The following is a 6,596-nucleotide window of genomic DNA, read 5'->3' as shown; positions in this document are numbered from 1 at the left end:
AATCCGTATTCCCTTGCTGGGCCAGAAACGCATGTGTGTCGGGATGGTCTTCAGGAATAGTGAAATCAATAATTTCAGGGTTGTCTACTTTTCCAAATTTCATAGCGCAGACGAAAATAATCATATTCCGGGCAAACTTTCTGCATCCCTTCCTTTTTGTTAGCTTTAGGCTCGTTAAAAGTGCAATGCCATGAAAAAGCTACTTTCAATTCTTATACTGATGCTGGTGATCCCGGGGCTTCAGGCCCAGGACCGGCTCGCAGGAGAAACCTTCACTACCCGTTCTGAGATCCTTGCCCGTAATGGGATGGCCGCCACAAGTCAGCCCCTGGCCACCCAGGCCGCCCTCGACATCCTGAAAAAGGGAGGATCTGCCATGGATGCTGCGATCGCCGCCAATGCCGTACTGGGCCTGGTTGAGCCTGCCAGCTGTGGGATCGGGGGGGATATCTTCGCTATCGTCTGGGATGCCAAAACGGAAAAATTGTACGGCTTTAACGGAAGTGGACGTGCCCCGAAATCCCTGACGATCGACTATTTCATGGAGAAGGAGATGAGATACGTGCCATTCCTCGGCCCTCTCCCTGTTTCTACCCCAGGCTGTGTGGATGGCTGGTTTATGCTGCACGATAAGTTTGGTAAGTTGCCGATGGAAGATATCCTGCAACCTGCTATTACTTATGGGCGTGATGGCTTTCCTGTTTCGGAAGTGATTGCCTATGAGATGGCCACCAATTATGAAAATAAGAAAGACCTGCCCGGGTTTGCAGCCACCTACCTGCCCAACGGAAGGCCCCCGAAAAAAGGGGAAGTCTTTGTGAACACCGATCTGGCCAATACCTATGAACAGATCGCCAGGGGCGGAAGGGATGCCTTTTATAAGGGGGATATTGCCCGTACCATTGATGCCTATATGAAGAAACACGGCGGTTTCCTTTCCTATGAAGACCTGGCTGCACATAAAGGCAACTGGGTAGAGCCCGTCAGCACCTATTACCGGGGTTACGATATATGGGAGTTACCGCCTAACGGACAGGGTACTGCTGCCCTCCAAATGCTGAATATCCTGGAAGGCTACGATATCCAAAGTATGGGCTTTGGCTCTGCCGAATACCTTCATGTCCTGACGGAAGCCAAAAAGCTGGCCTATGAAGACCGGGCCAAATTCTACGCAGAGCTGCTTTCCAAGGAATATGCTGCGGAGCGCCGGAAACTCATTGACCCTAACAATGCGGCGGATACCTACCCTGCCGGGGACCTGGAAATAGAAACCGGGAATACCACCTATCTGACGGTGGCTGACAAAGACGGGAACATGGTCTCCCTTATTCAGAGCATCTATGCCGAATTTGCCTCGGGCATGGTTCCGGATGGTTTGGGCTTTGTACTGCAAAACAGGGGGCAGATGTTCAACGTACAGGACCGGGATCACGCCAATGCCCTTGAACCTGGAAAACGGCCCTTTCACACCATCATCCCCGCCTTTATTACCAAAGACGGTAAGCCCTGGATCAGCTTTGGATTAATGGGGGGTGCGGTACAGCCACAGGGGCATACCCAGATCGTGGTAAACCTGGTAGACTTCGGAATGAACCTTCAGGAAGCCGGGGATGCCCCCCGCATGCGCCACAGGGGCAGTTCCCAGCCCACGGGATCAAAAATGACCAACGGAGGCACCCTAAACCTGGAAAGTGGTTTCCCCTATGAAACCGTCCGGGAACTTCGCAAAAAAGGACACCGCATCGGGACCGCTGTAGGTATTTACGGCGGGTATCAGGCCATTGGCATTGACCTGAAAAACAACGTATATACAGGAGCTTCGGAATCCCGAAAAGACGGACAGGCAGCGGGGTATTAAAGCAGCGACCAAAAATACTGCACGATTATTTTCAGAGACCCACGGTTTGGAACAATATGTGTTGTTACTTGAGCATGGTTGCAACATTTGATTCCTGGCAATTTAAGCGCTTATTACTCTGGTCAGTTTTTCCATTGCTATTTATCAGTTGTGATTGGGATCCTGATTTCAAGGAGTATTCAGAAGCTGATCATTTACCAATACTCTACTCCTACGGGTTTCTAGAGCAGAAAATGCAGTCAAATTTTGAAGTCATTCATTTGGATAATCACAGGAATTATAGAGAGTTCCTTGCAGAAATGCGCAGGATTTCCTGTGAAAATGCTAAAGCAGGAATTGAATTCACCTATCAGGATACCCTATATGGGTTAACGGGCTACACCGTTTGTCCTTCATCCGGAATTATAGGATGCTACTTCAATCGAAATATTATTAAAGTGAAGAATGATTCCCTCCTGAATTTTGCCGGGGATTGGGAAAAATTAGTACATATTGAGCAGTTCGAAACTGAAATTAATAGAGTAATGGAAGTGCGAAAAACATTCTATCACGGTTATGAAAAGATCAATCCTGCGCTTATTTATATTTACGTTGAGGATAAGTACCCCATAGAGATGACAAAGCAGATCCTCAAAGAAATTACGCTACAATTTGAAAAAGTCAATAGAGAAAAGGGGCCTGAATATTTTAAGTATCACATCATATTCGAGGGATATGATATGTTTGACATACCCCCACCCCCACCTCCACCAGAAACCCTCGATCTTAATATCATCCAGCCATAGCACTCAAAAGAAAATGCACCCACCAGAATGGCGGATGCATTATCCGGAAAGTAACTAACTAAATGTGCACTAACTATTCGCCCTGACCCAGGGAAAAACCGCGTTTTCCATCGAATTCATAGAGGTTTTCCGTTTTGATCACATCAAACCCTAAGTGGTTTAATTTGGATAGCAGGGCAACGACTTGTTCAAATTCTATGGCAGCGTATTGCGGCTCTTTTGTGTTGATATTGGCATCCATCCCAACAAAGCGGCAGCGCCAGTGGTCGGTACAATAGGTTTCACTCAATCCTTCAGGATATACTTTAACCCCGCGGTTGGTGATCATTTTTAATTTTAGTTTGTAAACTTCCAGCTGAGACAAGGCATCCCCCAATGCATTCGGGTCATTCCCGGGCCAGTCAAGGAACACATCAACACCTACCAGTTCCTTGGTTTGTGGCTTGCGAACATAGTCCGGAATACGAACTTCACCATTTCCCAATGAAATAACGCTTCGGTTTAATTTATCAGGCGTCTTACCCAGGTTTTCAATTACCCTGTCTGCAAATTCCTGTGTACTCACCTTTTGTGTACTTACCCCTTCCTGATGGATATCAGTTGTATGGTAACCTTGCTCCAGGGTGGCTAACCAGGCATTCTTTACTTTATCCCCTACTTCTGCTTGTCCAATATGGGCCAGCATGGATACTGCTGCATTGATAAGTCCGGATGGGTTGGCAATTCCCCTGCCTGCGATATCCGGTGCAGAACCGTGTATGGCTTCAAACATGGCTACATTCTTCCCGATATTGGCCGAACCACACATGCCTACAGAACCTCCTATCTCTGCGGCAATGTCCGAGATGATATCACCGTAGAGGTTGGGTGTAACGATCACGTCGTAGTTTTCGGGCTTCGCGGCAAGTCGTGCTGACCCGATGTCGATGATCTGGGTGTCGTTTTCAATCTCCGGATACTCAAGTGCAATTTCATCAAACACCCTATGAAAAAGGCCATCGGTGATCTTCATGATGTTGTCCTTTACCATACAGGTCACCTTCTTTCTACCGTAGGCCCTGGCGTATTCAAAGGCATAGCGCACGATACGCTCACTGCCGGGACGTGTAATTAGCTTCAGGCATTGATACACGTCCTGCGTTTGCCGGTGTTCAATGCCTGCATATAAGTCCTCCTCATTTTCCCGGATAATGACCACATCCATATTGGGAAAATGGGTGGGAACATAAGGATGTAAAGCCGAAACGGGTCGCACATTGGCAAACAGGCCCAGAGATTTCCTAAGGGTTACATTCAGGCTTTTATAACCCTTCCCCTGGGGTGTGGTCACCGGGGCCTTAAAAATGACCTTGTTCTTGCGGATGGCTTCCCAGGCGTTGGCGTCTATACCTGAGGTATTCCCGGATTCATATACCTTTTCCCCCAATTCTATAAATTCGGGTTCGATGTTTGCCCCTGCCGCTTCCAGAATGCGCAAGGTGGCTTTCATGATTTCCGGTCCAATACCGTCACCTTTGGCTACCGCAACTTTAACCGCGGTGTTTAAATTCTTTTCCTGAGTTTGTTTGCTCAATACCTTTGTACCCATATATAATTTTTAATTGTTATCGGGTGCAAAGATCAGAAGAATAAATCATAAATTTTTATTTAATTATTTTAGGTTAAGCATAAGTATTATTTATGCTTTAACAAGTTTTATTGATGGTTGCACCCATATTCCAATTGTTTACCTTTAATTAATCATTTGGAAATACAGAACACTTAGTTTTACATAAAAAGCTGTTGCAGAGAAATGACAACATTTAGAATACTCCTCCTGTTAGGCCTGCTAGTTATTAATCAGACATGGGCCCAGGAACAGGCCATAAAAATTATTAATCCCGCATCTGGCAAGGATGTTATAATCAAAGACAATAAGCGGATCAAAATCCGGACGACTGACGGGCAAAAAATTTCGGGCCGCTTTAAAATAGTGGATAGCAATACCATTTTTATTGATGATATGCCCGTTGAATTAATGGATATCCTGGAAATTAAGCGCAATCCCCTCTTGACCTCCATTTTCACGAGCGCCTTCTTTATTTATGGGGGCGCCCTTGCCGTTGGATTCGGGGCACTTATTGGGGTCCTTGTAGACACTTCAGCCTATTACCTGATCCTTCCCGGGGCAGGAATGATCTATACCGGGATAAAATCCCCCAATTTTAACAGAAACTTCAAACGGGATAAGAACTGGACCTATGAAATCATCACAAAATATCAGTGAAAGGCCCTATGTTCACTATTCCCACCAAAGGCCATATACCTTTTAACTCCTAAAATACTTAAAGACGCCACCTGCAACCCTTTGCTTCAGAAGGCATTCCTATTTTAATTATCTTAGTTGGGGAATGAGAACGATAGTGTCAGGGATCCGCAACCAACAACCAACAACTATCAACTAACAACCAATAACCAAAAGACATGAGTACCACCAGCCATCACGATGCACGCATTGCAGCCATGTCTTTCGCTTCAGTCTATCCCCACTATGTTAATAAGGTTGAAAAGAAAGACCGTACCAAAGAAGAATTACATCAGGTAATTACCTGGTTAACAGGTTTTGAGGACAAACAACTGCGGGAACTCATTGATAAGAAAGTCAGCTTTGAGGACTTTTTTGACAAGGCTACTCTCAACCCCAACGCAGAATTGATTACCGGGGTGATATGCGGTTACCGGGTGGAAGACATCGAAAATGAGCTGACACGGAAGGTACGGTATCTGGACAAGCTCGTAGATGAATTGGCCCGGGGACGAAAAATGGAGAAGATCCTGCGTACGCCTAAATAATCTCTTCCATGCATCAACTCGCAGGGAAACCCCACCTCATTTATTTTTTGTCTATTCCTATGGTGATCCTGGTGGGTTACTTTTATGATGCCGAAATGGGAGATATCAATATACACGATACCTATATTGTCTTCGCAGTTAAGCATTTATGTAACCTCCTAGGGTTTTTACTTGGGATCATAGGACTGGGATACTGGTTGGTATACATAACAAAAAGAAGATTGATCAATTGGATGTATTGGGCACACACAGGTTTGACCTTTGGCGGAATCCTGCTCGTATGGGGACTTACGCAATGGTACAGCGCCTCTATATATGATTTTCACTATAAGGACCAGCTCACGTATTCCATAATAATCCTGTTTGCATTAACGGTTGCGGGGCAGTTGCTTTTTCCCCTTAACATTTTGATTGGTCTTCTAAAGAAAAATAAGAAGTAGTATGAATAGTAAACAATATATCTTCCTGCTATTTATCATCATTTCAGCTGCTCTTCTGGTAGCAAATCTGGTGTGATGATCGCCGTAAATCCAAATAGTTGTGATTAGTATTAACTTAAGGCCGCTTACTCCTGCTGACGCCAAACCCCTGGCCCGGCTGGCCAACAACAAAAAGATCTGGGACCGGGTACGCGACCAGTTTCCCCATCCCTATACCGAAGAAAACGCCAGGGACTTTATCAGCAGCAGAGAAGATGAAACCCCTGCCCTCACCTTTGCCATAGTAGATCGTAGCGATAAATTTTGCGGGGTGATCAGCCTGGTCCCGCAAGAGGATGTCTACCGCATCAGTGCGGAAATCGGGTACTGGATCGGGGAGCCTTTTTGGGGTAAAGGAGTAGCCACACAGGCCATTGCCCTGATGACCCAATATGGTTTTGAGGAACTGCACCTGGAACGTATCTATGCCGGAGTATTCGAATATAACCTTGCCTCCATGAAGGCACTGGAGAAAAACGGATATCGCAAGGAAGGGATCTTCCGGAGGTCAGTCTTCAAAAGCGGACAAGTATACGACGAGCATCGCTATGCCAAACTAAGGGAGGGATAAATCCCATCTTACTTTTTTAACCCCTTTCTTTCCCAATGGGAATTTGCTACATTTAAAACCATAACTAACAT

The 6,596-nt window shown here is 45.8% G+C and carries 7 protein-coding genes; 6 read left to right on the top strand and 1 reads right to left on the bottom strand.

All coding sequences use genetic code 11. The features are described 5' to 3' along the window. Nucleotides 1-190: 190 nt before the first annotated feature. Together ggt and AC4E7D_RS03650 are read left to right on the top strand one after the other, a co-directional pair. A complete protein-coding gene (gene ggt, locus AC4E7D_RS03655) occupies nt 191-1,858 on the top strand; it encodes a gamma-glutamyltransferase (RefSeq protein ID WP_490172453.1) in 1,668 nt (555 codons plus the stop codon). 68 nt (nt 1,859-1,926) lie between these two features. After that, a complete protein-coding gene (locus AC4E7D_RS03650; RefSeq protein WP_490172452.1) occupies nt 1,927-2,643 on the top strand; it encodes a hypothetical protein in 717 nt (238 codons plus the stop codon). 73 nt (nt 2,644-2,716) lie between these two features. Here AC4E7D_RS03650 and AC4E7D_RS03645 read toward each other — a convergent pair whose 3' ends face one another. Continuing rightward, entirely contained in the window at nt 2,717-4,231 is a 1,515-nt protein-coding gene (locus tag AC4E7D_RS03645) for an NADP-dependent isocitrate dehydrogenase (protein WP_490172451.1), read from the bottom strand. A gap of 204 nt (nt 4,232-4,435) precedes the next feature. On the opposite strand from AC4E7D_RS03645, the gene AC4E7D_RS03640 reads away from it, so the two are divergent. The 4 genes from AC4E7D_RS03640 to AC4E7D_RS03625 all read left to right on the top strand — a co-directional run bounded on the left by AC4E7D_RS03640 (nt 4,436) and on the right by AC4E7D_RS03625 (nt 6,525). Beyond that, complete coding sequence (locus AC4E7D_RS03640; RefSeq protein ID WP_490172450.1) at nt 4,436-4,909, top strand: hypothetical protein; 474 nt, start codon at nt 4,436-4,438, stop codon at nt 4,907-4,909. A 197-nt stretch (nt 4,910-5,106) separates the two neighbouring features. Then, on the top strand, nt 5,107-5,475 hold the full coding sequence (locus tag AC4E7D_RS03635; protein ID WP_490172449.1) for a DUF2200 domain-containing protein: 369 nt from the start codon (nt 5,107-5,109) through the stop codon (nt 5,473-5,475). An 8-nt stretch (nt 5,476-5,483) separates the two neighbouring features. Further along, nucleotides 5,484-5,915 (top strand): hypothetical protein, encoded by a 432-nt coding sequence (locus AC4E7D_RS03630; RefSeq protein ID WP_490172448.1) that lies wholly within the window; start codon nt 5,484-5,486, stop codon nt 5,913-5,915. Between the two features lie 100 nt (nt 5,916-6,015). After that, nucleotides 6,016-6,525 (top strand): GNAT family N-acetyltransferase, encoded by a 510-nt coding sequence (locus AC4E7D_RS03625; RefSeq protein WP_490172447.1) that lies wholly within the window; start codon nt 6,016-6,018, stop codon nt 6,523-6,525. Nucleotides 6,526-6,596: the final 71 nt, after the last annotated feature.

This window comes from Lentiprolixibacter sp. (genome assembly GCF_982873095.1).
The sequence above is the reverse complement of the archived record's forward strand: the minus strand, read 5'-3'. Positions and strand labels throughout refer to the sequence as shown.

What these genes read in the sequence shown, in the direction of transcription:
- AC4E7D_RS03645 (WP_490172451.1), bottom strand. Translation starts at nt 4,231, where the DNA reads ATGGGTACAAAGGTATTGAGCAAACAAACTCAGGAAAAGAATTTAAAC.
- AC4E7D_RS03635 (WP_490172449.1), top strand. Translation starts at nt 5,107, where the DNA reads ATGAGTACCACCAGCCATCACGATGCACGCATTGCAGCCATGTCTTTC.
- AC4E7D_RS03630 (WP_490172448.1), top strand. Translation starts at nt 5,484, where the DNA reads ATGCATCAACTCGCAGGGAAACCCCACCTCATTTATTTTTTGTCTATT.
- ggt (WP_490172453.1), top strand. Translation starts at nt 191, where the DNA reads ATGAAAAAGCTACTTTCAATTCTTATACTGATGCTGGTGATCCCGGGG.
- AC4E7D_RS03640 (WP_490172450.1), top strand. Translation starts at nt 4,436, where the DNA reads ATGACAACATTTAGAATACTCCTCCTGTTAGGCCTGCTAGTTATTAAT.